Here is a 25,572-nt window from a genome sequence, read left to right as displayed (position 1 = left end):
ATCCAAAATGGAACCGATCCATTTTGGAGCCAATATGCCAAATCTGTCTGTCAAGGACGTGCCCGAGGTCTGGGCTGAGGCGCTACGCCAGCGTGCCGCGCGCAACCACCGCTCGCTGCAAGGCGAACTGATGGCTATCCTTGAAAACGCCGTGATGGGCACCACGCCGGTGGCCATGCCACATGCCACGGTGTCGACAAGCGGTCGTGTCCAGGGATGGAAGACGGTCGCTCAGATTGCGGCCGAACTGGATGCCAAGTACCCGAACCCGGTTACCGGGGTATCCAGGGGCGTGGACATCATCCGGGCGGAGCGGGACGCGCGGTGAGCGCGCCACCACCGCCTTATGTGGCGGAGCCGCCAGCCCACTACCTCGTGCAGCCGCCGCTGGTGGTGGACTGCAGCGTCGTCGCTGGCCGGGTGTTCCAGGAAGAGTGGAAAGCGCAGGCGCAGGTCGCCATGGAAGGCCGGACCCTGCATGCGCCACACCTGCTGAACTTGGAGATCGCCAGCGTGGCGCTCAAGAAGTACAAGCAAGGCCAAACAGAAGTGGCCCAGGACGGCCTGAGTGCTTTCTCCCAGCTGCAGCTCACGCTGCACGACGTGCAACCCGCGCCGGTGCTGGACCTGGCCGTGCGTTACCAGTTGAGTGCTTACGACGCCGCCTACCTCTGGCTGGCCGCAGAGCTCAAAGCCCCCTTGGCCACCTTCGATGCGAAGCTGGGCGCAGCGGCCCAGACCCATCTGGCCAGCCTGGACTGATCAGGCTTTCAACGCCGCGAGCGCCTGGGCCGTCGCCGCATCGGCCGGAAAGAACGACTCCACCGCCAGCTCCTGCAAGGTCACGTCCACGGGCGTGCCGAAGATCGTCGTGGTGCTGATGAAGCTCAGCACGCCGGCCTCCGTGCGCAGCTGGAACGGCACGACCACGCTGGACAGTTCCCCGCCTCCCGCCGTGGCCGCATGGCCGGCGTCGCCCACCGGATAGGCTGCCAGCTCGTCGTGCAGCGCCTGCAGCACGGCGTCGCCCGTGGCCGCGATCTGTTGCTGCAGCCGTTCCAGCAGGTGGGCGCGCCACTGCGCGAGGTTGGCGATGCGGCTGGCCAGCCCTTGCGGGTGCAGCGAGAGCCGCAGCACGTTGACGGGCGGCTGCAGCAACTCGGGCGCCGCGCCCGCCATCAGCAGAGGCACGATGGCGTTGGCCGCCATTAGCTGCCAGTGCCGGTCCACCGCCAGCGCGGGATAGGGTTCGTGCCCCTTGAGCACGAGGTCCACGGCACGCCGCGCGGCCGCCAGGGCCGGATCGTCCAGCCCGCGCTGGCGGTACATGGGCGCGAAGCCCGCCGCCACCAGCAAGGCATTGCGCTCGCGCAGCGGCACCTCCAGCCGCTCGGCCAGGCGCAGCACCATCTCGCGGCTGGGCGTGGCGCGGCCGGTCTCCACGTAGCTCAGGTGCCGCGTGGAGATCTCGGCCTCGTTGGCCAGGTCCAGCTGGCTCATGCGCCGGTGCTGGCGCCAGTGGCGCAGGTGCAGGCCGAACGGATCGCGGGCGCCGGGCTGGCGCAGGGCATGGGATGGACTGGGCATGGCGCCGATTCTGGCGCCAGGGCCGCGCGTGCCCATGACCTGCGAGGTCATGGCTTCGCGGCACCGCCTGCGGAACCATGCGTTCCAACGCCAGGGGATGGTCCCAGGGCGTGCAACCCAAAGGAGTTACGCCATGTCCTCGTTCTTCGCCTCGCCCCGTTTCCTGTCCCGCGTGATGTGGGTCGACACAGCCTCGTGCGCCGCCACGGGCGCCCTGCAGATCGGTTTCACCGACGCGCTGGCCCGGCTCACCGGCCTGCCCGGTGGCCTGCTGCTGGGCACGGGCCTGTTCCTGCTGGCCTACGCCGCGGCGGCCGCGGCCATGGCCGGCCGCGCCACGCCGCCGCGCACCCTGATCGGCCTGGTCGCCGTCGGCAACTTCGGCTGGGCCGCGGCCTGCACCGCGCTGCTGGCCAGCGGCCTGTTCCCAGTCACGGCGCTGGGCACGGCCTGGGTCGTCGCCCAGGCCGTGACCGTGGTGCTGCTGGCCGAGGCCCAGTGGATGGGCTTGCGCGCCACGCGGCAGCCGCGCGCCGGCCTCGCCACTTCGGCCTGAAATCGCGCCAATCCCCCGCGGGCAGGGGGTTTAAATATGGACAATTGCGCGCCATGAGCGCCACGCCCCTGCCCCACAACCCCTCCATCTGGGCCACGTTGCGCTACCCGCAGTTCCGCGCCCTGTGGAGCAGCGGCGGCATCTACTTCATCGGCAACGCCATGCAGACCATGGCTGGCGCCTGGATGATGGTCGAGCTGACCGGCTCGTCCTTCCTGGCGGCCCTGGTGCAGACGGCCGTGTTCCTGCCCATGTTCCTGCTGTCCTTGCCGGCCGGGGTGATGGCCGACATCACGGACCGGCGCCGGCTCATCCTGACGGCGCTGGTGGTGCAGGCCGCTGCCGGCACGCTGATGGCCGTGCTGCTGCTGGCCGGCATCGGCGGGCCCGGCACCTTGCTGTTCATGATCTTCGTGGCGGGCTGCTGCACGGCGCTGCTGTCGCCGGCCTGGAATTCCACCATCGCCGACTCGGTCACGCGCGCGGACCTGCCCCAGGCCATCACCTGCGTGTCCATTGCCTACAACGCGGCGCGCGCGGTCGGCCCGGCCCTGGCCGGCCTGGTGTTCACGCTGGTGGGCGGCGCCTGGAATTTCGCGCTGGCCGTGGTCGCCGTGGTGGTCATGGCGCTGGCGATCCGGCGCTACCCGCCCAAGCCGCACCCGCCCTCGCGCCTGCCGGCCGAACGGCTGTGGGGCGGCATGATGGCCGCGCTGCGCTTTGCCTGGCATTCGCAGACCGTGCTGGCCCAACTGGTGCGCACCGTGGCCTATGCCGGTGCCGGGTCTGCGCTGTGGGCGCTGCTGCCCACCATCGGTGCGCAGAAGCTGGGCCTGGGCGCGACCGGCTACGGCATGCTGATGGGCTGCCTGGGCACGGGCGCCGTGCTGATCGGCCTGGTCGTGGGGCAGCTGCGCCACCGCGTGGGCCTGGAAAAACTCGTCGCCATCGGCTGTGTGGTCTATGCCCTGGTGAACCTGATCGCGGCCTTCGCGCCCTGGCCGGCGCTGGTCTACCTCTCGCTGGTGGCCGGCGGCGCGGCCTGGATGGCCGTGATGTCCACCTTCAACACCGCCACCCAGACCAGCGTGCCGCCCTGGGTGCGCTCGCGCGCGGTGGCCATGCACACGCTGTGCGCGCTGGGCTCGTTCGCGCTGGGTTCGGCCTTCTGGGGCGCCATGGCCGACATCACGGGCCTGACCTTCACGCTGGTGGCGGCCGCGGCGGCCATGGCCGCCGGCCTGCTGCTGGGCAAGCCCTTCCCCTTGCGCATGGGCGATGCGCAGGACGTGACGCAGACCACGCCCTGGGACGAGCTCTACGTGTCCAAGGAGCCGGCGCCCGAGGCCGGCCCCGTGGCCATCGAGATCGGCTACCGCATCCGGCCCGAGGACGCGAGCGCCTTCCTGGAAGCGACCAGCCTGCTGCGCGCCCACCGCAAGCGCGACGGCGCGACCTTCTGGCGCGTCTACCGCGACCTGGCCGATCCCTCGCGCTACGTGGAGCGCTTCATCGTGAGTTCCTGGGCCGACTACCTGCACCAGCGCGCGCGCCACACGCAGGCCGACCACGAACTCGAAGCGCAGGTGCGCGCATTCGTGCTGCCTGGCGAGGCGGTGGAGATGAAGCACTACCTGGCCGAAGCATGAGGTTCATCGACGCGGCCGCGGTGCATGCCGCCCTGCCCTTCACCCACCTGATTCCCACGCTGCGCCAGGCCTTCGCCACGCCCTGCCAGGTGCCGCTGCGCCACACCCACGCAGTCGACGAACGTTTCACCTCGCTGATCATGCCGGCCTGGACCGCGCGCCACTATGGCGTGAAAGTCATCAACATCGCCCCCGGCAATGCCGCGCTGGGCCTGCCGGGCCTGCACGCGAGCTACCTGCTGCACGACGCGGCCACGGGCGTGCCGCTGGCGCTGCTCGACGGCGATGCCATCACGGCGCGCCGCACGGTGGCGGCCTCGGCGCTGGCCGCCTCCTACCTCGCGCGCGAGGACGCGCAGCACCTGCTCGTGGTCGGCGCGGGCCGGCTCGCGCGGCTGCTGCCCGCGGCCTTCTCAGCCGTGCGGCCGATCCGCCGCGTGACGGTCTGGGCCCGCTCGGCGCCGCAGGCCACGGCCCTGGCGGCCAGCCTGCGCGAGGACGGCTTCGACGCACTCGCCGCGCACGACCTGGCCACCGCCTGCGCGGGCGCCGACATCGTGAGCTGCGCCACGCTGGCCACCTCGCCCGTGGTGCAAGGCGCCTGGCTCGCACCGGGCAGCCACCTGGACCTGATCGGCAGCTTCTCGCCCCAGATGGTCGAGGCCGACGATGCCTGCTTCGCCGGTGCCGGCGTCTGGGTCGACACGCCCGAGGCACTGCAAAAGAGCGGCGACCTGCTGGGGCCGCTCGCGCGCGGCGTGTTCCGCGCCGACGACGTGCGCGGCACATTGGCCGATCTCGTGACGGGCGCCGCCCAGGGCCGCCGCGCCGAGAGCGAGCGCACGGTGTTCAAGGCCGTGGGCACGGCGCTCGAAGATCTCGCGGCGGCAGTCGCCGTCTTCGAGGCCGAGGCTACGCGTCGACCTTGACCTTGCCGTCGCGCACCACCTTGCCCCACTTCGCGGTCTCGCTGGCGATGAACTGCGTGAACTTCTCGCGCGAGCCGCCGCCGTCTTCCGCCCCGTAGGTGTCCAGCCGCTCCTGCACGTCGGGCATGGCCAGCACCGTGTTGACGTCGCGGTTGACCTTGTCGGCGATCGGCGTCGGCAGCTTGCCGGGCCCCACCAGGCCGTACCAGGTGGTGGCCTCGAAGCCCTCGAAGCCCTGCTCCTGCATGGTCGGCACGCCGGGGTGGCCCTTGGCACGGCGCGTGCGCGTCTGCGCCACGGCCACGACCTTGCCGCTCTTCACATGCGGCGTGGCCGCCGTCATGGTCTCGAAGCTGTACTGGATCTGGTTGCCCATGAGGTCGGCGAGCAGCGGGCCGCTGCCCTTGTAGGGCACGTGCATGGCGTCCAGTCCGCCCTGCAGCTTGAACATCTCCAGCGCCAGGTGCTGGGCCGAACCGGCGCCGGCCGAGCCGAAGCTGACCTTGCCGGGCTCGGCCTTGCACAGCGCCACGATGTCCTTGAGCGCCGTGGCCTTCTGGCCCGGGCCGGCGATCAGCAGATTGGGTGTCACGCCCACCATCACGATGGGCACGAAGTCGCGCTGCACGTCGTAGCGCAGCTTGGGCTGCAGGCTGGGCGCCAGCGCATGGCTGTTGATGTGCGCCATGAGCAGCGTGCTGCCGTCGCTGGGCTGCTGCGACACGTACTCGGCCGCCAGCACGCCGGCCACGCCGGGCTTGTTCTCCACGATGACCGACTGGCCCCACATGGCCGTGAGCTTCTGCGCCACCACGCGCGCCAGCGCGTCGGTGCCGCCGCCGGGCGGGAAGCCCACCACGATGCGCACCGGGCCAGAGGGCCAGTCCTGCGCGAACAGGGAGGGGGCGCCGAGCGTGGCCGCCGCGGCGCCCACGGCCTGGATCAGGGAACGTCTTTGCATCGTGTGTCTCCGTTGGGGTGGTCGTGTCGCGGACGCTTAAACGGCGTTCTTCAGCGGCGTGGGGGCCGGATGGCCGCCGAAGTGGTCCATGGTGGCCTGCACGCCGCTGCCCGCCAGCTTGACGCCGGCCAGCTTCAGGCCCATCTCGACGCCCGCCACCATGGCCACCAGCGTGAGGTCGTTGCTGTCGCCCAGGTGGCCCATGCGGAACATGCGGCCCTTGAGCTTTCCGAGGCCGGTGCCCAGCGAGAGGTCGAAGCGCTCGTGGATCAGCTTGCGCAGCGCGTCGGCATCCACGCCCTCGGGCGTGATCACGCCGGTCAGCACGGGCGAGTAGACGGCCGGGTCGGCGCACTGGATCGGCAGGCCCCAGGCGTTGACGCCCGCGCGCACGCCGGCCGCCCAGCGCTGGTGCCTGGCGAACACGTTCTCCAGGCCCTCGCCCAGCACCATGTCCAGCGCCTCCGAGAGGCCATACAGCAGGTTGGTGCTGGGCGTGTAGGGCCAGTAGCCGGTCTTGTTCATCTCGACGATCTCGGCCCAGTCGAAGAAGGCGCGCGGCAGCTTGGCCGACTTCGACGCCTCGAGCGCGCGCGGCGACAAGGCGTTGAAGCTGATGCCGGGCGGCAGCATGAGGCCCTTCTGCGAGCCGCTGACGGTCACGTCCACGCCCCACTCGTCATGGCGGAAGTCGGCGCTGGCCAGGCCCGAGATGCTGTCGACCATCAGCAGGGCCGGGTGGCCCGCAGCGTCGATGGCCTTGCGCACCGAGGCGATGTCGGAAGTCACGCCGGTCGAGGTCTCGTTGTGCACCACGCACACGGCCTTGATCTTTTTCTCGGTGTCCTTGCGCAAGCGTGCCTCGATGAGCTCGGCCTGCACGCCGCGGCGCCAGCTGCCGGCGTTCGGCAGGTGTTCGTCGCGCCCCTCCCAGGCCAGGAACTCGGTCACGACGCCGAGCTTGGTGGCCATCTTGTTCCACAGGCTGGCGAAGTGGCCGGTCTCGTACATCAGCACGTGGTCGCCGGGGCTCAGGGTGTTGAGCAGCGCGGCCTCCCAGGCGCCAGTGCCCGAGGCCGGGTAGATCACCACCGGATGCTCCGTCTTGAAGATCTGCTGGATGCCCGCCAGCACCTTGCGCCCCAGGCCGGCGAACTCGGGCCCGCGGTGGTCGATGGTGGGCAGGCTCATCGCGCGCAGGATGCGGTCGGGCACCGGGCTGGGGCCGGGGATCTGCAGGAAATGGCGGCCGGTGGGATGGATGTCGAGCTGAAGCATGTCGGGTCCTTGTTGCCTTCGGAATTTTTGCATTCAAAAAACAATACTGAGCCATGGATAACCCTAGATCTATCGCAGAGCTGGCCAAAGAATTTGAATGCAAAATCCATTCGTCCGAGGAAGCCATGGCCGACATCATCGAAATCTCCCGTCTCGCGCTGCACGACCAGGTGGCCGCGCGGCTGCGCACCATGCTGGTGGAGGGCCGCATCGCGCCCGGCGCCAAGCTCAACGAGCGAGAACTGTGCGAGCAGCTGCGTGTCTCGCGCACGCCGCTGCGCGAGGCCATCAAGCTGCTGGCCGCCGAGGGCCTCGTGGATCTGCTGCCCAACCGCGGCGCCGTGGCCGTCAAGCTCACCGAAGCCGACGTGCTCAACACCTTCGAGGTGCTGGCCATGCTGGAGGGCCAGTCGGGTGAGCTCGCGGCGCAGCGCATCACGGACGCCGAACTGGCCGAACTGCGCGCGCTGCACTACGAGATGCTGGCCTGCCATGCGCGGCGCGACCTGTCGGGCTACTACCGGCTCAACGCGCTGATCCACACCGCCATCAACGCCGCCGCGCGCAACCCGGTGCTGACCAGCACCTACCGCGCGATCAACGCGCGCGTGCAGTCACTGCGCTTTCGCACCAACCAGGACGAAGCCAAGTGGCAGCACGCCGTGCAGGAGCACGAGCAGATGGTCGCGACACTGCAGGCGCGCGATGCGGCTGCGCTGCGCGATGTGCTCGTGGCCCACGTGCTGCGCAAGCGCGACACGGTGCTCGCGCTGCTGCGCGCAGGCGAGATCTACCCGATCGCCGCCGCCGCCCGAAAGAACTAGGAACACCCCATGCAGATCGAACCCGCAAGCGCCCTGCTCCCGGCCGGCACCGTGCTGCCACCCAACGAAATTTGCGAGGCGCTGGCGCGCCGGCTGCGTGCGGAGACCGAGGGCGAGGTGCTGTTCGACGCGGGCTCACGCGGGCGCTACGCCACCGATGCGTCGATCTACCAGATCATGCCGGCCGGCGTGCTGGTGCCGAAGACCGAACGCGATGTGGCCCTGGCCATCGACATCGCGCGCGACCTGAAGGTGCCCGTGCTCGCGCGCGGCGGTGGCACCAGCCAGTGCGGCCAGACCACGGGCGCGGCGCTGGTCATCGACAACAGCAAGCACCTGCGCCGCGTGCTCGAGGTGGACGTGCAGGCCCGTACCGCCACGGTGGAGCCCGGCCTGGTGCTGGACCACCTCAACGCGCAGCTCAGGCCGCATGGCCTGTGGTACCCGGTGGACGTGTCGACCAGCGCCCAGGCCACGCTGGGCGGCATGGCCGGCAACAACTCCTGCGGCTCGCGCTCGATCGCCTACGGCAACATGGTGCACAACGTGCTGGGCGCGCAGGCCTGGCTGTCGGACGGCGAACTCGTGAACTTCGGGCCGGTCGCCGGCGTCGGCGGCCGCGCGGCGGCGATTGCCGACCATGTGCGCAAGCTCGCGGCGCAGCACAGCGCCGAGATCGCCGCGCGCTGGCCCAAGGTCATGCGCCGCGTGGCCGGCTACAACCTCGACATCTTCTACAACCAGAGCGAGAAGCCCTACACCAGCGACGGCAGCGTGAACCTGGCGCACCTGCTGATCGGCTCCGAGGGCACGCTGGCCGTCACGCGCAGCCTCACGCTGAAGCTGGCCGAACTGCCACGCGCCAAGGTGCTGGGCATCGTCAACTTCCCGACCTTCCACGCCGCGATGGACGCGGCCCAGCACATCGTCAAGCTCGGCCCCACGGCGGTGGAGCTGGTCGACCGCACGATGATCGAGCTGGCCCTGGCCAACCCGGCCTTCCGCCCCACGGTGGAGACCGCGCTGATCGGCAGGCCCGCGGCCATCCTGCTGGTGGAGTTCGCAGGCAGCGACAAGGCTGCGCTGCTGCCGCAGCTGCGCCAGCTGGCCGAGCTCATGGGCGACCTGGGCCTGCCAGGCAGCGTGGTGCAGATGCCCGACGACGCGGCACAGAAGTACCTGTGGGAGGTGCGCAAGGCCGGCCTCAACATCATGATGAGCCTCAAGGGCGACGGCAAACCCGTGAGCTTCATCGAGGACTGCGCCGTGCCGCTCGAGCACCTGGCCGAATACACCGACGCGCTGACCGAGGTGTTCGCCAGGTACGGCAGCCGCGGCACCTGGTATGCGCACGCCTCGGTCGGCACATTGCACGTGCGGCCCATCCTGGACATGCGCACCGACGGCGGCGCCAAGATGCGCGCGATCGCCGAAGAAGCCTCGGCGCTCGTGCGCAAGTACAAGGGCGCCTTCAGCGGCGAGCACGGCGACGGCCTGTGCCGTGGCGAATGGATCGAATGGCAGTTCGGCCCGGCCATCAACGCCGCGTTCCGCAGCATCAAGCAGCACCTGGATCCGCTCAACCTGCTGAACCCCGGCAAGATCATCGACCCGCCCAAGATGGACGACGCCGCGCTGCTGCGCTTTGCGCCGCCCGCGTCACCGCGGCCCTACAAGCGCATCGAACTGAAGCCCGTGCTCGACTGGTCGGCCTGGAATGTGCAGGCCGATCCGGTGACCGAGGTGACGACCCCGCCCGGCACGGGCGGCGACAGCACGGGCGGCTTCGCCAAGGCCGTGGAGATGTGCAACAACAACGGCCACTGCAGGAAATTCGACGCCGGCACCATGTGCCCGAGCTACCGCGTGACCCGCGACGAGCAGCATCTCACGCGCGGGCGCGCCAACACGCTGCGCCTGGCGCTCTCGGGCCAGCTGGGCCCCGATGCGCTGACCGGCGAGGAGTTGCACGCCACGATGGACCTGTGCGTGGGCTGCAAGGGTTGCAAGCGCGACTGCCCGACCGGCGTGGACATGGCGAAGATGAAGATCGAGTTCCTGGCCCACTACAAGAAGACGCACGGCCACACGCTCAAGGACAAGCTGATTGCCCGCCTGCCCGACTATGCGCACATGGCCAGCAAGATGCCCTGGCTCATGAACCTGCGCAACCGCGTACCGGGTGCGGCCTGGCTGGGCGAGAAGGCGCTGGGCCTGTCGGCCAAGCGCTCGCTGCCGGCCTGGCGCAGCGACACCTTCTGGCGCGCGCGCGACGAACGTCTGTTCGCCAGCCGCGAGGCCACGCTCTCCGCGGCCCAGGCCGGCCAGAAGGCGGCGGTGCTGTTCGTCGACACCTTCAACGGCAACTTCGAGACCGAGAACGCACTGGCCGCCGCGCGCGTGTTGCGTGCCGCAGGCTACGTGCTGCACACGGTCGAGAAGGCCGGCGGCCACCACTGCTGCGGCCGCACCTACCTGGCCAGCGGCATGGTGGACGAGGCCCGTGCGAAGGCCTCCGCGCTGATCGACGCATTGCTGCCATTCGCCCAGGCCGGCATCGCCATCGTTGGCCTGGAGCCGTCCTGCCTGCTGACGCTGCGCGACGAGGCGCTGGTCATGGGCCTGGGCGAGAACGCCGTCAGCGTCGGGCAGCAGGCCCTGCTGTTCGAGGAGTTCGTCGCGCGCGAGGTCAAGGCCGGCCGCTTCGCCCTCGCCCTGCAGCCCGCCGGCCAGCCCATCCTGCTGCACGGCCACTGCCACCAGAAGGCCTTCGGCGCCGTCACCCCCATCCTGGATGTGCTGAAGCTGATCCCGGGCGCCAAGCCCGAACTCATCGAGAGCAGCTGCTGCGGCATGGCTGGCAGCTTCGGCTACGAGGCCGCGCACTACGCCGTGTCCATGCAGATGGCCGAGGCCGACCTCCTGCCTGCGGTGCGCCGTCGGCCCGAGGCCATCGTCGTGGCCGACGGCACGAGTTGCCGGCACCAGATCGCCGACGGCGCGCAGCGCGAGGCCGTGCACGTGGCGGTGCTGCTGGACCGGCTGCGCGCGCCGCGCGCGGCCTGACGTCAGTCCTTCTTGCGCTTGCGTTCGAAGAAGTGCTGCATGTAGGCAGCCGGTTCGCTGCCCGCGTAGGACTGGCCGAACACCGCGATGCTCTCCTTGAGCCCGCGCTCCAGGTGCGGCGCTTCCCAGGCGCGCAGCAGCACCTTCTGCGCGCGCACGCTGTCCGGGCCGTTGGCGAGGATCTCGCGCAGCGTGGCGGCGATGGCCTCATCCAGCGCCCCGGGCACCACGCAGTCGTTGAGATAGCCCCAGCGCTCGGCCTGGGCGCCGTCGATGGCCGCGCCGGTCAGCAGCAGCCAGCGCGTGCGGCCTTCGCCGACCAGGCGCGCCAGCAGGTTGGCGTGGATCACGGACGGAATGCCGATGCGCACTTCGGGCATGGAGAACTGGCTGGCCGTGGTCCCGATGCGGATGTCGCAGGCCGCGGCCAGTTCCATGCCGGCGCCCATGCACCAGCCTGCCATGCGTGCGATGGTCGGCACCGGGAAGTCGCGCACGGCCTCGCACAGGTCGTGCAGCCGCGTGATGAAGACCACGGCCGTGTCCTGGTCGAGCCGGGCCAGTTCGTGGATGTCGGCCCCGCCCACGAAGGCCTTGTCGCCGCTGCCACGCAGCACCAGCGCGCGCACGCGGGCGTCGCGCGCCAGGCGGCGCAGAGCCTGCGTGAGCGCCACGATGGTCGGGCTGCCGAGGATGTTCAGTGCCGTGCCGTTGGCGATCTGCAGCGTGGCGACGCCGCTGTCGTCCAGCGCCAGATCGGCGTGCGGCAGGTCGTCCATGCGGCGCTCAGGCCGGCGTGAACATCGGCAGCATGGCGCCGCCCTCGGCGGCTTTGAACACCAGCTGCACGCGCTGGCCGATGGCCAGCGCATCGAGGTCGCAGTCGACGATGTTGGTCATCATCGTCACGCCTTCGTCCAGCCGCACATAGGCCATGGCGAAGGGCACCGGGCCGACGCGGCGGCACACGGTGAAGCTGTAGATCGCGCCCTTGCCGGCCGAGCGCTTGAAGGCGGTGCGGTCGGACATGCAGAACGGGCACTGCGTGCGCGGGTACCAGTGGGGCTTGCCGCAGTCCTCGCAGTGGCGCACCAGCAGCTGGCCGGCGGCGGTGCCGGCCCAGAACTCGGCGTTGTCGGGGTAGACCACGGGCGCGGGCCAGGCGCGGTCTTGAGCGAGCGTGGTCATGTTCAGGCCCTTTCCATGATGAGCGTGGCACTGCCGTGGCGCGAGCCGAGCAGGCCGCCCGTGCCCTGCGCGAGTGCGAGGCCGCAGTTCTTCACCTGTACCGCGGGATGGGCCTCGCCGCGCAGCTGGCGCACGGCCTCGATGACCTTGGTGATGCCGCCGCGGTTGGCCGGGTGGTTGTTGCACAGGCCGCCGCCATCGGTGTTGACGGGCAGCTTGCCGGTGCCTGCGATCAGGTTGCCGTCGGCCACGAAACGGCCGCCCTCGCCGCGCTTGCAAAAGCCCAGGTCTTCCAGTTGCATGAGCACGGTGATCGTGAAGCTGTCATAGATCGACGCGTACTGGATGTCGGCGGGCTTCACGCCAGCCTCCTCGAACGCTCGTGGGCCAGACCAGACCGCACCCGAGTACGACAGGTCGATGTTGCCGCCCTCCTGCCCCTTGAGCGCCTCGCCGGCGCCGAGCACGTTGACGATGGGGCGCTTGAGGCTGCGCGCGATCTCGGGCCGGGTGACGACCAGCGCGCCACCGCCGTCGCTGACCACGCAGCAATCGAGCTTGTGCAGCGGGTCGGAGATCATGGGCGAGTTGATGACGTCCTCGACCGTGACCACATCGCGCAGCATGGCGTGCGGGTTGTGCTGGGCGTGGTGGGACATGGCCACCTTGATCCAGGCCAGTTGCTCGGCCGTGGTGCCCCAGTCGTGCATGTGGCGCATGGCCACCATGGCGTACATGTTGACCGTGACCGGGCCGAACGGCGCCTCGAAGGGCTGGTCCGGCAGGTTCGGGCCCCAGTTGCGCGGCTGCGTGCCGCTGGAGGCTTCCGAACGCGGGCGGCCGGCCAATGTGATCAGCGCCACGTTGCACTTGCCGGCGGCAATCGCCTGCGCGGCATGGCCCACGTGGGCCAGGTAGGACGAGCCGCCCATGTCGGTCGAGTCCACATGGCGCGGGTGCAGGCCGATGTGGTCGGCGATGTTCAGCGCGCCCAGGCCGGGCGCGTCGCCGGCGCAGAAGTAGCCGTCCACGTCACCGAGCGTGAGGCCCGCGTCGAGCAGCGCGCCGCGCGCCACTTCGGCGTGCAGCTGGGCCACGGTCTTGTCGGGCGCCTTGCGCGTGGGGTGTTCGTAGGCGCCGACGATGCAGGCCTTGCGTTGGATGCTCATGGGTGGTCTTCTCCCGGGGTCTGGCTTGGTTGCAGCGCAGGATCTTCGCAGCGGCCGCACGGCGCGGCCGTCGCCGTCGGGACAAGTCCCGCTACTGCATCTGCGGCAGGTTGCCGATGCGCAGCAGCATCTCGGTGAACATCTGCATGTCGGCGTCCAGATCGGCGATTTCCTTGTACTCGTTGGCGTTGTGGGCCGTGTACTTCTTGCCCGGCATGGCCGGGCCGAAGTTGATCGCGTTGGGCATCTGCTTGGCCGTGGTGCTGCCGGCCGTGGACACGGGTGCGGCCGGCAGGCCGGTGGTGTCGCCGAAGATGTTGAGCAGCGTGGACAGCCATGCCCCCTTGGGGTCGCGTGCCATCCAGTTGCCCTGGGTGTGCGCCACCTCGACCGCGATGCCGTTGGCCGCGCCCCAGGCGCGCACCTTGGCCTGCGTGGCCGCGCTGAGCGCCTCGGGCGTATTGCCGCGCGGCATGCGCACATTGGCCGTGACCTCGACCTTGCCCGCGTTCTCGCGCACCAGCGTGGGCGAGGCTGTCAGCGGGCCCATGAAGCTGTCGGCATAGGCCAAGCCCATCTTGTTGCCCAGGTAGTCCAGGCCGAACAGGTCGGCGATGTAGCGCGTGGCCTGGGCGTAGCCGTTGTCGGCCAGCGGCACGCCGGCGGTCTGCAGGAACAGCGCCAGGCGCGGCAGCGGGTTCACACCCTCCTCGGGCCGCGAGCCGTGGGCCGAAGCGCCGGTGACCTTGAGGTCCACGCCGTCGGCGCGCGGCGCCACCTCGATGGCGAACTTGCCGCCCTGCGGCGTGTACTGCTGCACGAAGGCGGTGGCGGCAGCCTGCAGCGTGCTGGCCAGGGCCGCCGGATCGGCCGCCTGCAGCCGCGCCGTGGCGGTCTGCGGGATCGCGTTGGCCGATGCGGCGCCGGCCAGCGCCGTGATCGTGGCCGTGCCCGGCGCCGCCGGCCGTGCCGGCGCCACGGCGAAACTGGCGCGCAGCGCGCCCGTGCCCTTCTCGGCCACCACCGCCGGGTAGCGGCTGTCGAGCACGATGTTGTACTGGGGCAGCTGCGTGCCCTGCTGGTAGTAGCGGATCGCCTCGCCGCCGGTTTCCTCGGTGGTGTCGACCATCAGGCGGATGGTGCGGGCCAGCGGCAGGCCGCTGTCCTTCACGGCCTTCATGGCGTACAGCACGGTGGCGATGGAGCCCTTGTCGTCGATGCTGCCGCGGCCATACAGCAGGCCGCCCACGCGCGTGAGCTTGAACGGGTCGAGCCGGGCGCCGTCTTCCAGCACCCACTCGCTGGCCACCACGGGCACCACGTCGGCGTGCGTGAGGATGCCGAACTCCTCGCTGCCGCTGCCGGGCAGCTTGACCTCGAAGACGCGGTTGTCCACGTTGCGGTACTGCAGGCCGAAGTCGGCCGCCATGCGACCCAGCAGCCGGCCGAAGGCGATGATCTGCGGGTCCTCGTGCGGCGGCACGCTGCCACGGAACGTGGGCAGCGCCACCATGCGCGCGGTGGTGTCGATCACGGCGGCCTGGTTCAGCAGCCGGTTGTGCAGGCCCAGCAGGCGCGCGGCCTGCAGCGTCTCGTCAGGCGTCAGCGCCTCACGCCGCTGGTAGCGCTGGGCCAGCGGCGCGAGCGCCGGCCGGTCTTGCGCCACCTGCGCCAGGAAGGCCGCGAACGACACAGGCACGCGGCCCTGCTGCTGCGCGGCGATCTGCTCGAGTTCGGGCTTCTTGAGCGGACCGGCGGGTGCCTGGCCGGTGGTGGTGGCGCAGCCGGCCAAGGCCAGCACGGCGGCGACGCCGGCCAGGCGGAAAGGGATGGGGGACATGGGAGGCTCCTCGGGTCAAGCCCCCAAGCTTAGCCCCAGCGGCTCACGGAACGGCGACGCTCACCTGCCCCGTGGCGAAGAAGCTGCGCAGGTTCTCCAGCACCAGGTCGCCCATGGCCTGGCGCGTCTCGCGCGTGCCGCTGGCCAGGTGCGGCAGCAGCACCGCGCTCTCGCAGGCGATCAGGCGGGCGGGCACGCGCGGCTCGTCCTCGTACACGTCCAGGCCGGCACCGGCGATGGTCTTGTTCTCCAGCGCCTCGATCAGCGCCTCTTCATCCACCACCGTGCCGCGCGCGATGTTGATGAGAAAGCCCTGGGGACCCAGCGCGGCCAGGATCTCGCGCGAGATCAGGTGGCGCGACCCGGCACCGCCGGCCGCGGCCACGACCAGGAAATCGGCCCAGCGCGCCAGGCCTTCGAGCGTGGCCTCGTAGCCCTCGACGCCCTCGACCGGCCGGCGGTTGTGGTAGCGCACTTCCATGTCGAAGCCGCTTGCGCGGCGCGCGATCACGCGGCCGATGCGGCCCAGGCCGACGATGCCCAGCTTCTTGCCGCTGATGCGCGTGGCCAGCGGGTACGGGGCCTTGAGCCAGTCGCCGCGGCGCAGGTAGCGGTCGGAGTCGGTGAAGCGGCGGCCCGCGTCGATGACCAGGCCGAAGGCGGTGTCGGCCACGCAGTCGTTGAGCACGTCGGGCGTGTAGCCCACGGGGATGTTGCGCGCGCGGGCGGCGGCGACGTCGACCTTGTCGAAGCCCACGCCGAAGCTGGAGATGACCTTCAGGTTCGGCAGCGCCGCGATGGTGGCGCCATCGATGCCGACGCCGGCGCTGGTGGCCACGCCCACGAAGTTGCCACCCTCGCGCGCAAGAAAGGCCTTGGGATCGGCCTCGCTGGCCAGCAGGTGGACGTCGTACTGGGCGGCCAGGGCCTGCTCGGTGGCGGGAAAGAGCTTGCCGATCTGGAGGATGCGTGGTCGGGTCATGGAACAGAAGTCCGGTCGGTTGAACAGAGGGTGGGTGCGGCTCAGGCGGCGTGCGCCGGCTCGGCCGAGGATACGGGAGCATGCGCGATCGCCGCGACCTCGGCCGGCGGCAGCGCCTTCATGCGGTGGTCGCTCCAGACCTGGCGCCAGCGCCGCGCGCCGGGCAGGCCGTGGCGCAGGCCCATCATGTGGCGCGCGATGGCGTGCCAGTGGGTGCCGTGCGTGCGCGCCTCGTGCTCCATGTAGCGCAGCATCGCCTCCTCCACCGATTCGCGCGTGCGCACGGGATCGGCGGGCATGCCGAAGAACGCGCTGTCCCACTCGGCCAGCCACCAGGGGTTGTGGTAGGCCTCGCGGCCCAGCATGGCGCCGTCGAGCAGTTCCAGTTGCTCGCCCACCTGCGCCGTGGTCTTGAGGCCGCCGTTGATGACGATGGAGAGCTGCGGAAAGTCGCGCTTGAGCCGATGCACAAGCTCGTAGCGCAGCGGCGGGATGTCGCGGTTCTCCTTGGGCGACAGACCCTTGAGCCAGGCATTGCGCGCGTGCACGATGAAGGTGCTGCAGCCGGCCTGGGCGACGGTGCCGACGAAGTCGCGCACGAAGCCGTAGTCCTCGCCGCGGTCGATGCCGATGCGGTGCTTGACGGTCACGGGGATGCCGACCGCATCCACCATGGCCTTCACGCCGTCGGCCACGAGTTGCGGCTCGGCCATCAGGCAGGCCCCGAAGGCGCCGCGCTGCACGCGCTCGGACGGGCAGCCGCAATTGAGGTTGATCTCGTCGTAGCCCCACTGCTCGCCCAGCCTGGCGCAATGCGCGAGGTCGTCCGGCTCGCTGCCCCCGAGTTGCAGCGCGACGGGGTGCTCGGCCTCGTCCAGCCGCAGGTGCCGCGCCACGTCGCCATGCAGCAGCGCGCCGGTCGTCACCATCTCGGTGTACAGGCGTGCGCGTTGCGAGAGCAGGCGGTGGAAATAGCGGCAATGCCGGTCGGTCCAGTCGAGCATCGGGGCGACGCTGATGTGGAGCGCTTGATTTTTCTCAACCATCGGAATTCGGAGGCAGGGGAACACAGAAAATGCGGTCGCCATTTTCCCTGCAGATCAGCCCTCAAGTGGTTGTCGCAAGAATTGCCATTGCCGAGCAAGCGCCCAGGCAGCGCGCGACGCCAGGTGAACACCGTGCCTCTTCCGCCTGCTCTTCGTCATTTGCAGAGCGCCGACAACGAAAAACCCGGCCGAAGCCGGGTCGCGTGACAGCAAGGAGGCGGATCAGGCTTGCTTGCGGCGCCGCGCAGCAGCGAGGCCAACCAGCCCCAGGCCGACCAACGCCAGCGAAGCCGGCTCGGGAACCTCGGCCACCGCGATCGGATCACGCGCCCAGACGCTGATGTGCGAGATGTCCTGGTCGTTGCCCTTCTTGTTTTCGAAGTCGGTGTCCATGGTCCACGTCCCCGTGATCGTGTAAGGAACGCCCAGGTCGAAAGCGCCGTTCATCTTCGTGAAGTCGAAGTCGTATACGGCCCAGCTGGTGCTCGACTTCACCGAAAACGCCAGGTGATCGAAGTTGCTCCGTGAGAACAGATCGTTCTCTTCAAAGATCGCGATGATGTCCTTGTTGACTTCCAGCGTCCATGTGCCGCCGACGTTGGAGTTCTGCGTCTGCGTGTACTTCAACACGTTGCCCAGGGAGAAGGGCGTACCGCCCTGGGGCGTGACAGACGAATAGCTGAGCTGGCCAGCATTGCCATTGAGCTGGCCCAGCATGATCCAGCCTGGATCGACGGCGGCTCCTGGGTTTCGCAGCGGCAGCAGTTGGCTGGATTGAATGAACTGGGTGGGGCTCAGCAAACCGTACTGGCCGTTGAGCAACCCGTCGTTGAGATAGCCCAGGTTGGGAGACGGGTTCAACGCTGGGCCATCGTTGCCCGTGAACACGCCCGCGCAACTCGTGGCGGCAATGGGCGTTCCGACAGACGGAACAGGGCCGCCGGAGTACATGGACGTCGGGGTGGCACCGGTGATTTTCCAGTTCGAGACGTTGCAAGGATTGCTCGGATCAAGTGTCCCGGAAGCACCGGACGGAACCGGCCCCGCAACGGCAGCGGCAGATGAAATGAGAAGTGCGGCGCAGGCGAAAAAGGGGAGTTGGACTTTCATGTGGGACTCCTGTTGCAAGAAGTTACACATTCGCAACCCCTGTGCCACAGGAAAAAACATCAAGTGCTTCAATAACGCACCTCTTCAAGACACGTCACAAGCCGAAGACGTGTAAGACAACACGACATCTATTGTATGAAATTGTCGCAAATACGCATTCGTCGCATTTGTTGTTCACAGATCCTTACGAAGATGGAGTCGCCGCGCACAAGGCGGAGATCGGAGCGCTGGATTGGTTCAGATTGCGTAACAACTAAGGATGCTGTTGCCCATGTCGGACAAACGGCCGCAGGCTCGCACTTGCGACACTTCAAGCAAACAAGCCTCTCGTCCGCAGCCATCCAGGCCACCGGTAGCGGGCGCCGCGATCCGAGTGCGCAACCGGCCGCTCCTTGCTTGTTGCGACGGTCTGGATGGGCGCGTCCAGCATTGTGTTGACCAGCATGGCATCCGGGCGCGTTCCGATGGTCCAGCCGACGACCATGCCGACGGGAAAAGCTCCAGCTTTTCTGAGAGAAGCCGGGGAGGACTTGCATGAACGCCGAAAACAAGCGGCGCCGTAGGCGTCCGCCTTCGTTGACCTGTTAAACCGCACTGCCACGAGCAATTTGAACCGCCCCGATTTCCGCGGAGGCTGTTTGGTTTAAGTCAGACCGCCACCGCGGTGGTCTGACTGGCGAGTTGCCGGTAGTAGTTTGCCTCGGCCTCGGCTGGCGGGATGTAGCCGATGGGTTCGAGCAGGCGTTGGTGGTTGAACCAGGAGACCCATTCGAGCGTGGCGAACTCGACGGCCTCCCTGGTTTTCCAGGGCGCCCGGCGGTGAATCAGCTCGGCTTTGTACAGGCCGTTGATGGTCTCTGCCAGAGCGTTGTCGTAGCTGTCGCCTTTGCTGCCCACAGATGGTTCGATGCCGGCCTCGGCCAGCCGCTCGGTGTAGCGGATGCTGACGTATTGCGAGCCCCTGTCGGAGTGGCAGACCAGGCTGCCATCGCGCTCGGGTTGCCGGGCGTACAGGGCCTGCTCCAACGCATCGAGCACGAGGTCCGTTCGCATCGAACTGCTCACGCGCCAGCCCACGATGCGCCGGGCGAACACGTCGATGACGAAGGCCACGTACAACCAGCCCTGCCAGGTGGGGACGTAGGTGAAGTCGCTGACCCACAGCTGGTTCGGCCGCTCGGCACGGAACTGCCGATTGACCCGGTCCAGCGGGCACGGGGCCTTGGCATCGCCGATGGTGGTGCGCACGACCTTGCCGTGCATCACGCCGCGCAGCCCCATGCTTCGCATCAGCCGCTCGACCGTGCAGCGGGCCACGACAACGCCTTCGCGCGCCAGTTGCCGCCACACTTTGTCGGCACCGTAGACCTGCATGTTGGCCTGCCAGACACGCTGAATCTGCGGCATCAGCATCTCGTCGCGTTTGGCGCGGGCACAGCGCCTGTGGGGCTCGCGCAGCAGCGCGGCATGGCGCCGATACGCCGACGGGGCAACCTGCAACACCTTGCAGAGCGGCTCGACCCCGAAGGCTTTGCGGTGCTGGTCGATGAAGGCTTTCACGACTTCAGTCGGCGGTCGAGCTCCGCCTGGGCGAAAAACGCGCTGGCCAGCTTCAGTATCTCGTTGGCCCGGCGCAGCTCCTTGACCTCACGCTCCAGCTCCTTCATCCGCTGCGTCTCGCTGCTCGTCACGCCTTCGCGCGCCCCAGTATCGACCTCGGCGCGCTTAATCCATTCGTTCAAGGTCTGCGGCACGCAGCCAATCTTGGGCGCTATGGACTCGATGGCCGCCCACAGCGACGGGTACTCACCACGCTGCTCCTGCACCATCCTCACCGCGCGCTCGCGCACTTCGGGCGAGAACTTGTTCGACTTGCTCATGGCTCAATCCTCTCAGAGTGTTGAGCCTCCGCGAAAACCGGGGCGGTTCAATTCTCCTGTTTGCAGCGGCGTTCAAAAGCGGCCAGCTCGAAACAAGCCATTTCATCGCCTCTTCATGCCCTTTATGGGCTGCATGGGTGAGCAGATCTTCTGCGCGGCGCAAGTCAGCCAGTGAGAGGTTGGTCATAGCGGGCGATGCAACCCTTGGGCCAAGTGAAACGTGGCATCAATTTCGCCCGACTTCACCTTTTCGTCCAATTCGGCTCACGTGCTGCGCGTGAGCTATCTCCGCATCGGATTCGTGGTCTCGAATTCGGATTTTCGTCTCGGAGTTGAGGCCAACTGGCGAGAAAATGAGGCGGCTGAGGGTTTGCTCCGCTACGTCTGGGGAAAGCCCTTCGAAGTATGAAACCTCAGGACGAACTCCATCGAAGCTCTTTTCTCGGAGTTCCTTCGTTTCACCAGATGGCACCGAATGGAGAACGCCCTCGATCCTCATCGTAGTGAATGACCAGGTCTCTCTTTTCCACGGCGCTGTCCATGCAGGAGCGCCATTTGGGCAAGATTTTGGGTGAGTGGGCTATACAAGCTTAGTGCCTCCGATGGCATAAGCTGTAAATCTGCGCTCTATAAGGCCGCAAGCCTTTGCTGCAGAACGCCAAGGATCAATATGCGGGGCTTTAAGATGACGCTCCAAACTAACATGATCTGGCCAAAGTTCTGAGAAGCGAATTACCCCAGGATCAAATGGATCTTCCGCCACTTCATAAGCAATGCAACCATCATTTCGGCAAGTTTCGTCAACAAGCGTTTTGAGATGTGGTAAGACTTGCTTCACGCGGCCAGGCGGAAAGCGAAGCATCCCAACGACGACCACAGTCGGCTCCATCTTCTTTCTCCTCCGTCAATAGCGTATCGACTTGGCTGCCCAACGCTTGACATGAGCGGTGGCACAAGGGCACAGCCCTTGTGACATGCGCTCGATGGGAATGGTTAGACCTCATTCGCCCCCTTCGGTCGTGGCTGCGAGTGCTGCCAACTGCGGCTCGACAAGACGAAAACTCAGCCGGTCTTCGACTTGGAATGCAGCCAGCGACTTGTAGAAGGCTTGGCCACGAGCGTTGGCGGCTTTCACGGGCCAATCGATGCGGTGACAGCCATTCTCCAGCGCATACTTTGCCACCCATGCCATGAGCGCTCGGCCCGTACCGAGACTGCGGTACTGAGCGCTGACAAAAAGCTCCTTGAGCTGACAGTGAGCGCGCCGCTCTGGCTCTGGCTCCACAAGCGAGTAGGCCAGCGTGATTGCCGCGAGCCCTACCACCCTGCCGTCTGGGAGCGTCGCCACAACCAGACGGTGCGGGGAACGCGAGGACAGTAGATTGTTCAGCGCGTGCTCACGCGTTTCCGCGCGACTGGCTGTACTTCCGGGGTTGTAGTACGCATTGATCTCGCACAGCAAGTCGACAAAGGGCTCGGCCTGTTCTGACGAGATAAGTGCGATTTGCATGGGCGCGGATCGTGAGGTCTAACGATATAGCTCAGCGGGCGGCGAAGCCGTCCGCTGGAGCGAATTGTTATGCTGCTTCTTTAAGCTTCGCATTGATTACTTTCACGAACGCACGCCGCCGGACAAGCCACTCTCGTCGAACATACGCGCGGAGAACCGACGTTCCTCTGGCGTGAGGATCATTCATGATAGACAGCAGCTCCACAAGATGGTCTCGGTTCCATGCCCATAGTTCCACGCGAGTTACGGACATGCGGTAGAAGAGAGGTGGCAAATCCGAATAATCAACGCCGACTTTTCGATATAAGCATCTTGGGCAGCGTATCTCAAAGATCCCTGCCTTGGCGTTGGCCCACTCAGAATTTCTCGCCGCGGCCCGCCGTCCGCACGTAGGGCAGACCACATGCAGTTGGTGCGGCGTGTTGTCATGCTCGTAGACGGCATGATGCGCATCAGGCCCGAATCGCCGAAACCCGCGGTGAGCCTTAGCAGCTTTCAGCATAACTTTGATATATCCCGCACACCCAAGCTCGATAGCACCACAACTGCGGATATATCCTCTCGCCCAATGTACAGGTAGGCCGTTGAATTTCCATCATTTTTCGATCAATTGACTGGATTTTTATCCAGAATTAAATTCACCGTAAAAACCTGCAACGGTTACAAACTTGCTTGACCGTCGGGGGATGTTGCCACGAGGGGCTGCACATGTCGCGCTCGACCAATGCATTCCGGAAACCGGATTTGCATACAAACACGGCGTAGCGTCGCCGCCCCTGCAGGCGCCGCGCCTGCTCGATCGGGTGCGCGAGCGCATCCGACGCATGCACTACAGCCAGCAGACCGAGAAGGCTTACGTGCATTGGTGCCGCGCCTTGATCCGCTTCCATGGGCTGCGCATCCGGCCGACATGGGCAAGGATGAGGTCGAGGCCTTTTTGATCCACCTGGCAGCGGAGCGCGACGTCGCCCCTCCACGCACCGGCAGGCACTGTCGGCCCTGCTGTTCCTCTACGGCAAGGTGCTGGAGCTGCCGCTGCCCTGGATGGCCGAGATCGGCCGGCCCGTCGCCAAACGGCGCCTGCCAGTGGTGCTGTCGACCGACGAGGTTGCCGCCGTACTCGACCACCTGCAGGGCGAGCACGCGTTGCTGGCCCGGCTTTTGGCTTTTGTACGGCACCGGCCTGCGGATCGCCGAGGGGCTGCGGCTGCGCGTGAAAGACCTGGACTTTCCCAGCGCGCCTTGTCCGTGCGCGAAGGCAAGGGCGGCAAGGACCGCGTGGTGATGCTGCCCGACAGCCTGGTGGCCGACCTCCGTGCGCAACTGGCCCGCAGCCGCCTGGTCTGGAGCGCTGACGCGGCGGCCGGCCAGGCCGGCGTCGAGCTGCCGCACGCGCTGGAACGCGAGTACCCACGGGCGGGCAGCAGCTGGAGCTGGTTCTGGCTCTTTCCGCAAGACCGGCTGTCCACCGATCCACGCAGTGGCGTCATCCGTCGCCATCACCTCTACGACGACACCTTCCAGCGCGCCTTCAAGCGCGCAGTGCGGCAGACGGGCATCGCCAAGCCGGCCACACCCCACACGCTGCGCCACTGCTTCGCCACCCATCTTCTTCAGGCGGGCAGCGACATCCGCACCGTGCAGGAACTGCTGGGCCATGCCGACGTGGCCACAACCATGATCTCCACGCACGTGATGCGCATGGGCGGCATGGCCGTGCGCAGCCCGCTCGACCGGCTGGCTGTGGCTCACGCCTGAAGCGCTGTTCCACCCTCGCCCTCCTCCGCACCCGTCAACCCCGGCACCGCCTCCCGCATCGCCGCCACGAAGCGCAGCAGTCGCGAGGGGTAGTAGCGCGCCTGCGGGTAGACGATGTAGACGGGCAGCGGCGCCGCCTCCCACTGCGGCGCCAGGTGCAGCAGCCGGCCCTGGGCGATGTCGTCCTCCAGCAGCCAGGCTGAGCCTACGCACACGCCCAGGCCTTCCAATGCGGCGCTGCGCAGCGCGTAGAGGCTGTCGGTGGTCACGCGCGGCCGCAGCGCGATGCGCGCGAGCCGGCCGCTGGCGCGGTGGCGCAGCGTGATCTCGTGGCGGTAGAAGGTCTGCAGCGCCAGCCACGGCAACGCGGCGAGTTCCTGCGCGTCCTGCGGGGGCGGTGCGCCGCCCAGCAGACGCGGCGCGGCGACCACGATGCGCGGCACCTCGGACAGGCGCACGGCCACCACCGAAGGATCGGCCGGCTCGCCGACCTGCACGGCGCAGTCGATGCCGGCCGCGATGAAGTCGCGCACGTCGTCGCGCAACAGCCATTCCACCGACACGCGCGGGTGCGCACGCAGAAAGCCGGCCAGCGGCGTGACGAAGCGGTCCTGGCCAAAGGCGTGCGGCATGGCCACGCGGAGCGTGCCCTCGGGCTCCTGCTGCGCGCCGCGCAAGTCGGCCTCGAACGCGGCCCAACTGGCCAGTAGCTCCTTGGCGCGCGCAAAGCAGCGCTCGCCATCCACCGTGAGCCGCATCGCGTGGGTGGAGCGCTGCAGCAGGCGCACGCCCAGCGAGCGTTCGAGCAGCTGCAGCCGCCGGCTCACGGTGGGCTGGGTGGCCTGCAGCTGCGCCGCCGCGGCCGACAGGCTGCCGGCCTCGACGATGCGCACGAAGGTCTCCATGAGCAGCAGCCGGTCGCCCGTTGCGGGGCCTGTGGTCGTATCGTTCATGCGTCAAGCGTATAGCAATTGTGCGAGCTACGGCACTTCCAAGAGGGAGCATCCGCCGCGACACTGCATTGCATTGAATCCTGGAAGGAAGGCATCATGCAAACGATGAATATGAAGACCGAAGGAGTACCGGCCCTGCCAGCGCCGCTGCTGGGCCTCCTGGCCACCGGTGCCGGCATGTCCGTCGCGGCGCTCTACTACAGCCAGCCCATGCTCGGCCGCATGGCGGCCGACCTGCAGACCACGCCCAGCGCGGCCGGTGCCGTGCCCACGCTCACGCAGCTCGGCTATGCGCTGGGCATTGCGCTGCTGGCGCCGCTGGGCGATCGCTTCGACCGGCGCGTCATCATCCTCGTCAAGGCCGCCGTGCTGGCAGCCATGCTGCTGGCCACGGCCGCCGCGCCCTCGCTGCACCTGCTGCTGGCCACCAGCCTGGCGATCGGCCTGGCCGCCACGCTGGCGCAAGACATCGTGCCGGCGGCCGCCACGCTGGCACCGGCGGCCGAACGCGGCAAAGCCGTGGGCACCGTCATGACGGGGCTGCTGCTGGGCATCCTGCTCTCGCGCGTGGTCAGCGGCTTCGTGGCCGAGCATTGGCACTGGCGCGCGGTCTACGCGGGCGCGGCGGTCGGCGTGGCGGCCGTGGGGCTGGCCGCCTGGCGGCTGCTGCCGCGCTTCGCGGCCACCACGCAGCTGGGCTATGGCGCGCTGCTGGCTTCGCTGGCGCAGCTGTGGCGAAAGCACCCTGCCCTGCGCCGTGCCACGGCCGCGCAGGCCCTGCTGTCGGTGGGCTTCAGCGCGTTCTGGTCCACGCTGGCGGTGATGCTGCAGGCCGCGCCGTTCCACATTGGCGCCAGCGTGGCGGGCGCCTTCGGCCTGGCCGGCGCCGCCGGCGCGCTGGCTGCACCGCTCGCGGGCCGGCTTGCCGACCGCAGCGGGCCGGGCCGCGTGGCGCGACTGGGCGCGGGCCTCGCGGCCGTGAGCTTCGTGGCCATGGGCCTGGGTGCCAGCCTGCCGGTGGCCGCGCAGCTGGTGCTGCTGGCCCTGGGCGCCGTGGCCTTCGACCTGGGCGTGCAGGCCACGCTGGTGGCGCACCAGAGCATCGTCTATGGCATCGACCCGGCCGCGCGCAGCCGGCTCAACGCGGTGCTGCTGACCGGCATGTTCGTCGGCATGGCCGTCGGCTCGGCCCTGGGCGCCACGCTGCTGGCCCATGCCGGCTGGGCCGCCGTGATGGCGTTGGCGGCTGCGGCCTCGGGCCTGGCCTGGTGGCTGCGCCGCTGAGC

At 68.3% G+C, this 25,572-nt stretch carries 24 protein-coding genes, 1 pseudogene and 1 other annotated feature; of the genes and pseudogenes, 10 read left to right on the top strand and 15 right to left on the bottom strand.

From position 1 onward, the window contains the following. The first annotated feature begins 7 nt into the window (after positions 1–7). Both ASF45_RS26030 and ASF45_RS26025 read left to right on the top strand, forming a co-directional pair. On the top strand, positions 8–328 hold the full coding sequence (locus tag ASF45_RS26030; RefSeq protein ID WP_200932213.1) for an Arc family DNA-binding protein: 321 nt from the start codon (positions 8–10) through the stop codon (positions 326–328). Next, positions 325–762: a type II toxin-antitoxin system VapC family toxin gene (locus tag ASF45_RS26025; protein WP_162244059.1), complete on the top strand. Its 438-nt coding sequence runs from the start codon at positions 325–327 to the stop codon at positions 760–762. Before ASF45_RS26030 ends, ASF45_RS26025 begins: the two co-directional genes overlap by 4 nt. On the opposite strand, the gene ASF45_RS26020 is transcribed toward ASF45_RS26025, so the two are convergent. After that, positions 763–1,587 carry a helix-turn-helix domain-containing protein gene (locus ASF45_RS26020; RefSeq protein WP_056670911.1) on the bottom strand — a complete coding sequence of 275 codons (825 nt, stop codon included), beginning with the start codon at positions 1,585–1,587 and terminating at the stop codon, positions 763–765. 133 nt (positions 1,588–1,720) lie between these two features. Here ASF45_RS26020 and ASF45_RS26015 point away from each other — a divergent pair, with 133 nt between their 5' ends. The 3 genes from ASF45_RS26015 to ASF45_RS26005 are packed head-to-tail and all read left to right on the top strand — an operon-like array spanning position 1,721 to position 4,721. Continuing rightward, the gene (locus ASF45_RS26015) at positions 1,721–2,143 is read left to right on the top strand and encodes a hypothetical protein (protein WP_056670337.1); all 423 of its coding nucleotides are present in this window, start codon (positions 1,721–1,723) and stop codon (positions 2,141–2,143) included. Positions 2,144–2,196: 53 nt separating this feature from the next. Further along, complete coding sequence (locus ASF45_RS26010) at positions 2,197–3,792, top strand: MFS transporter (protein WP_056670335.1); 1,596 nt, start codon at positions 2,197–2,199, stop codon at positions 3,790–3,792. Continuing rightward, on the top strand, positions 3,789–4,721 hold the full coding sequence (locus ASF45_RS26005) for an ornithine cyclodeaminase family protein (RefSeq protein WP_056670332.1): 933 nt from the start codon (positions 3,789–3,791) through the stop codon (positions 4,719–4,721). Before ASF45_RS26010 ends, ASF45_RS26005 begins: the two co-directional genes overlap by 4 nt. Here the strand turns inward: ASF45_RS26005 and ASF45_RS26000 are convergent. Further along, positions 4,705–5,682, bottom strand: coding sequence for a tripartite tricarboxylate transporter substrate binding protein (locus tag ASF45_RS26000; RefSeq protein WP_056670329.1), 978 nt, complete (start codon positions 5,680–5,682; stop codon positions 4,705–4,707). The two genes, ASF45_RS26005 and ASF45_RS26000, sit on opposite strands and share 17 nt — an antisense overlap. A gap of 36 nt (positions 5,683–5,718) precedes the next feature. After that, entirely contained in the window at positions 5,719–6,960 is a 1,242-nt protein-coding gene (locus ASF45_RS25995; RefSeq protein WP_056670326.1) for an alanine--glyoxylate aminotransferase family protein, read from the bottom strand. A 125-nt stretch (positions 6,961–7,085) separates the two neighbouring features. Between ASF45_RS25995 and ASF45_RS25990 the strand changes: the two genes are divergently transcribed. Next, the gene (locus ASF45_RS25990; protein ID WP_056670323.1) at positions 7,086–7,784 is read left to right on the top strand and encodes a GntR family transcriptional regulator; all 699 of its coding nucleotides are present in this window, start codon (positions 7,086–7,088) and stop codon (positions 7,782–7,784) included. Positions 7,785–7,793: 9 nt separating this feature from the next. Further along, a complete protein-coding gene (locus ASF45_RS25985) occupies positions 7,794–10,850 on the top strand; it encodes an FAD-binding and (Fe-S)-binding domain-containing protein (RefSeq protein WP_056670321.1) in 3,057 nt (1,018 codons plus the stop codon). Between the two features lie 2 nt (positions 10,851–10,852). On the opposite strand, the gene ASF45_RS25980 is transcribed toward ASF45_RS25985, so the two are convergent. The 11 genes and pseudogenes from ASF45_RS25980 to ASF45_RS25935 form a co-directional block, all read right to left on the bottom strand. After that, positions 10,853–11,629, bottom strand: coding sequence for an enoyl-CoA hydratase (locus ASF45_RS25980; protein WP_056670317.1), 777 nt, complete (start codon positions 11,627–11,629; stop codon positions 10,853–10,855). 7 nt (positions 11,630–11,636) lie between these two features. Next, positions 11,637–12,038, bottom strand: a complete 402-nt coding sequence (locus tag ASF45_RS25975; RefSeq protein ID WP_056670314.1) for a Zn-ribbon domain-containing OB-fold protein — start codon at positions 12,036–12,038, stop codon at positions 11,637–11,639. 2 nt (positions 12,039–12,040) lie between these two features. Beyond that, complete coding sequence (locus ASF45_RS25970) at positions 12,041–13,207, bottom strand: thiolase domain-containing protein (protein ID WP_056670311.1); 1,167 nt, start codon at positions 13,205–13,207, stop codon at positions 12,041–12,043. Positions 13,208–13,298: 91 nt separating this feature from the next. Next, on the bottom strand, positions 13,299–15,047 hold the full coding sequence (locus ASF45_RS25965) for a dipeptidase (RefSeq protein ID WP_056670308.1): 1,749 nt from the start codon (positions 15,045–15,047) through the stop codon (positions 13,299–13,301). Positions 15,048–15,090: 43 nt separating this feature from the next. Beyond that, on the bottom strand, positions 15,091–16,029 hold the full coding sequence (locus ASF45_RS25960) for a 2-hydroxyacid dehydrogenase (RefSeq protein WP_056670305.1): 939 nt from the start codon (positions 16,027–16,029) through the stop codon (positions 15,091–15,093). Between the two features lie 41 nt (positions 16,030–16,070). Further along, entirely contained in the window at positions 16,071–17,075 is a 1,005-nt protein-coding gene (gene dusA / locus ASF45_RS25955; protein ID WP_056670302.1) for a tRNA dihydrouridine(20/20a) synthase DusA, read from the bottom strand. Positions 17,076–17,297: 222 nt separating this feature from the next. Further along, a complete protein-coding gene (locus ASF45_RS36680) occupies positions 17,298–18,185 on the bottom strand; it encodes a PEP-CTERM sorting domain-containing protein (RefSeq protein ID WP_235581039.1) in 888 nt (295 codons plus the stop codon). 334 nt (positions 18,186–18,519) lie between these two features. Then, positions 18,520–18,672 (bottom strand): annotated as a pseudogene (locus tag ASF45_RS35895) (IS3 family transposase); the annotation flags it as partial. Positions 18,673–18,833: 161 nt separating this feature from the next. After that, a protein-coding gene (locus tag ASF45_RS25945) for an IS3 family transposase (protein ID WP_156473185.1) occupies positions 18,834–20,065 on the bottom strand; the annotation gives its coding sequence in 2 pieces (ribosomal slippage) (positions 18,834–19,777 and positions 19,777–20,065; 1,233 coding nt in all). Further along, positions 19,671–19,787: a sequence feature (AL1L pseudoknot), on the bottom strand. It overlaps the preceding gene by 117 nt. Before the next feature lie 580 nt (positions 20,066–20,645). Next, the gene (locus tag ASF45_RS34825; protein WP_082551280.1) at positions 20,646–20,954 is read right to left on the bottom strand and encodes a putative quinol monooxygenase; all 309 of its coding nucleotides are present in this window, start codon (positions 20,952–20,954) and stop codon (positions 20,646–20,648) included. Between the two features lie 111 nt (positions 20,955–21,065). Next, the gene (locus ASF45_RS25935) at positions 21,066–21,575 is read right to left on the bottom strand and encodes a GNAT family N-acetyltransferase (protein ID WP_056670291.1); all 510 of its coding nucleotides are present in this window, start codon (positions 21,573–21,575) and stop codon (positions 21,066–21,068) included. 686 nt (positions 21,576–22,261) lie between these two features. Here ASF45_RS25935 and ASF45_RS37155 point away from each other — a divergent pair. Together ASF45_RS37155 and ASF45_RS25930 are read left to right on the top strand one after the other, a co-directional pair. Then, complete coding sequence (locus ASF45_RS37155) at positions 22,262–22,516, top strand: phage integrase N-terminal SAM-like domain-containing protein (protein WP_369802176.1); 255 nt, start codon at positions 22,262–22,264, stop codon at positions 22,514–22,516. 79 nt (positions 22,517–22,595) lie between these two features. Beyond that, complete coding sequence (locus tag ASF45_RS25930) at positions 22,596–23,333, top strand: integron integrase (protein WP_235581038.1); 738 nt, start codon at positions 22,596–22,598, stop codon at positions 23,331–23,333. On the opposite strand, the gene ASF45_RS25925 is transcribed toward ASF45_RS25930, so the two are convergent. Continuing rightward, on the bottom strand, positions 23,324–24,286 hold the full coding sequence (locus ASF45_RS25925; RefSeq protein ID WP_056670287.1) for a LysR family transcriptional regulator: 963 nt from the start codon (positions 24,284–24,286) through the stop codon (positions 23,324–23,326). The genes ASF45_RS25930 and ASF45_RS25925 overlap by 10 nt on opposite strands. A 96-nt stretch (positions 24,287–24,382) precedes the next feature. On the opposite strand from ASF45_RS25925, the gene ASF45_RS25920 reads away from it, so the two are divergent. Beyond that, the gene (locus ASF45_RS25920; RefSeq protein ID WP_056670284.1) at positions 24,383–25,570 is read left to right on the top strand and encodes an MFS transporter; all 1,188 of its coding nucleotides are present in this window, start codon (positions 24,383–24,385) and stop codon (positions 25,568–25,570) included. Positions 25,571–25,572: the final 2 nt, after the last annotated feature.

The organism is Pseudorhodoferax sp. Leaf265, assembly GCF_001422365.1.
In the GTDB taxonomy this organism is placed as follows: Bacteria; Pseudomonadota; Gammaproteobacteria; order Burkholderiales; family Burkholderiaceae_C; genus Pseudorhodoferax.
The sequence above is the reverse complement of the archived record's forward strand: the minus strand, read 5'-3'. Positions and strand labels throughout refer to the sequence as shown.

Excerpts from the sequence above, each read along its gene's own strand:
- ASF45_RS26030 (WP_200932213.1), top strand. The coding sequence starts at position 8 with ATGGAACCGATCCATTTTGGAGCCAATATGCCAAATCTGTCTGTCAAG.
- ASF45_RS26020 (WP_056670911.1), bottom strand. The coding sequence starts at position 1,587 with ATGCCCAGTCCATCCCATGCCCTGCGCCAGCCCGGCGCCCGCGATCCG.
- ASF45_RS26015 (WP_056670337.1), top strand. The coding sequence starts at position 1,721 with ATGTCCTCGTTCTTCGCCTCGCCCCGTTTCCTGTCCCGCGTGATGTGG.
- ASF45_RS26010 (WP_056670335.1), top strand. The coding sequence starts at position 2,197 with ATGAGCGCCACGCCCCTGCCCCACAACCCCTCCATCTGGGCCACGTTG.
- ASF45_RS26005 (WP_056670332.1), top strand. The coding sequence starts at position 3,789 with ATGAGGTTCATCGACGCGGCCGCGGTGCATGCCGCCCTGCCCTTCACC.
- ASF45_RS26000 (WP_056670329.1), bottom strand. The coding sequence starts at position 5,682 with ATGCAAAGACGTTCCCTGATCCAGGCCGTGGGCGCCGCGGCGGCCACG.
- ASF45_RS25995 (WP_056670326.1), bottom strand. The coding sequence starts at position 6,960 with ATGCTTCAGCTCGACATCCATCCCACCGGCCGCCATTTCCTGCAGATC.
- ASF45_RS25990 (WP_056670323.1), top strand. The coding sequence starts at position 7,086 with ATGGCCGACATCATCGAAATCTCCCGTCTCGCGCTGCACGACCAGGTG.
- ASF45_RS25985 (WP_056670321.1), top strand. The coding sequence starts at position 7,794 with ATGCAGATCGAACCCGCAAGCGCCCTGCTCCCGGCCGGCACCGTGCTG.
- ASF45_RS25980 (WP_056670317.1), bottom strand. The coding sequence starts at position 11,629 with ATGGACGACCTGCCGCACGCCGATCTGGCGCTGGACGACAGCGGCGTC.
- ASF45_RS25975 (WP_056670314.1), bottom strand. The coding sequence starts at position 12,038 with ATGACCACGCTCGCTCAAGACCGCGCCTGGCCCGCGCCCGTGGTCTAC.
- ASF45_RS25970 (WP_056670311.1), bottom strand. The coding sequence starts at position 13,207 with ATGAGCATCCAACGCAAGGCCTGCATCGTCGGCGCCTACGAACACCCC.
- ASF45_RS25965 (WP_056670308.1), bottom strand. The coding sequence starts at position 15,047 with ATGTCCCCCATCCCTTTCCGCCTGGCCGGCGTCGCCGCCGTGCTGGCC.
- ASF45_RS25960 (WP_056670305.1), bottom strand. The coding sequence starts at position 16,029 with ATGACCCGACCACGCATCCTCCAGATCGGCAAGCTCTTTCCCGCCACC.
- dusA (WP_056670302.1), bottom strand. The coding sequence starts at position 17,075 with ATGGTTGAGAAAAATCAAGCGCTCCACATCAGCGTCGCCCCGATGCTC.
- ASF45_RS36680 (WP_235581039.1), bottom strand. The coding sequence starts at position 18,185 with ATGAAAGTCCAACTCCCCTTTTTCGCCTGCGCCGCACTTCTCATTTCA.
- ASF45_RS34825 (WP_082551280.1), bottom strand. The coding sequence starts at position 20,954 with ATGGAGCCGACTGTGGTCGTCGTTGGGATGCTTCGCTTTCCGCCTGGC.
- ASF45_RS25935 (WP_056670291.1), bottom strand. The coding sequence starts at position 21,575 with ATGCAAATCGCACTTATCTCGTCAGAACAGGCCGAGCCCTTTGTCGAC.
- ASF45_RS37155 (WP_369802176.1), top strand. The coding sequence starts at position 22,262 with ATGTTGCCACGAGGGGCTGCACATGTCGCGCTCGACCAATGCATTCCG.
- ASF45_RS25925 (WP_056670287.1), bottom strand. The coding sequence starts at position 24,286 with ATGAACGATACGACCACAGGCCCCGCAACGGGCGACCGGCTGCTGCTC.
- ASF45_RS25920 (WP_056670284.1), top strand. The coding sequence starts at position 24,383 with ATGCAAACGATGAATATGAAGACCGAAGGAGTACCGGCCCTGCCAGCG.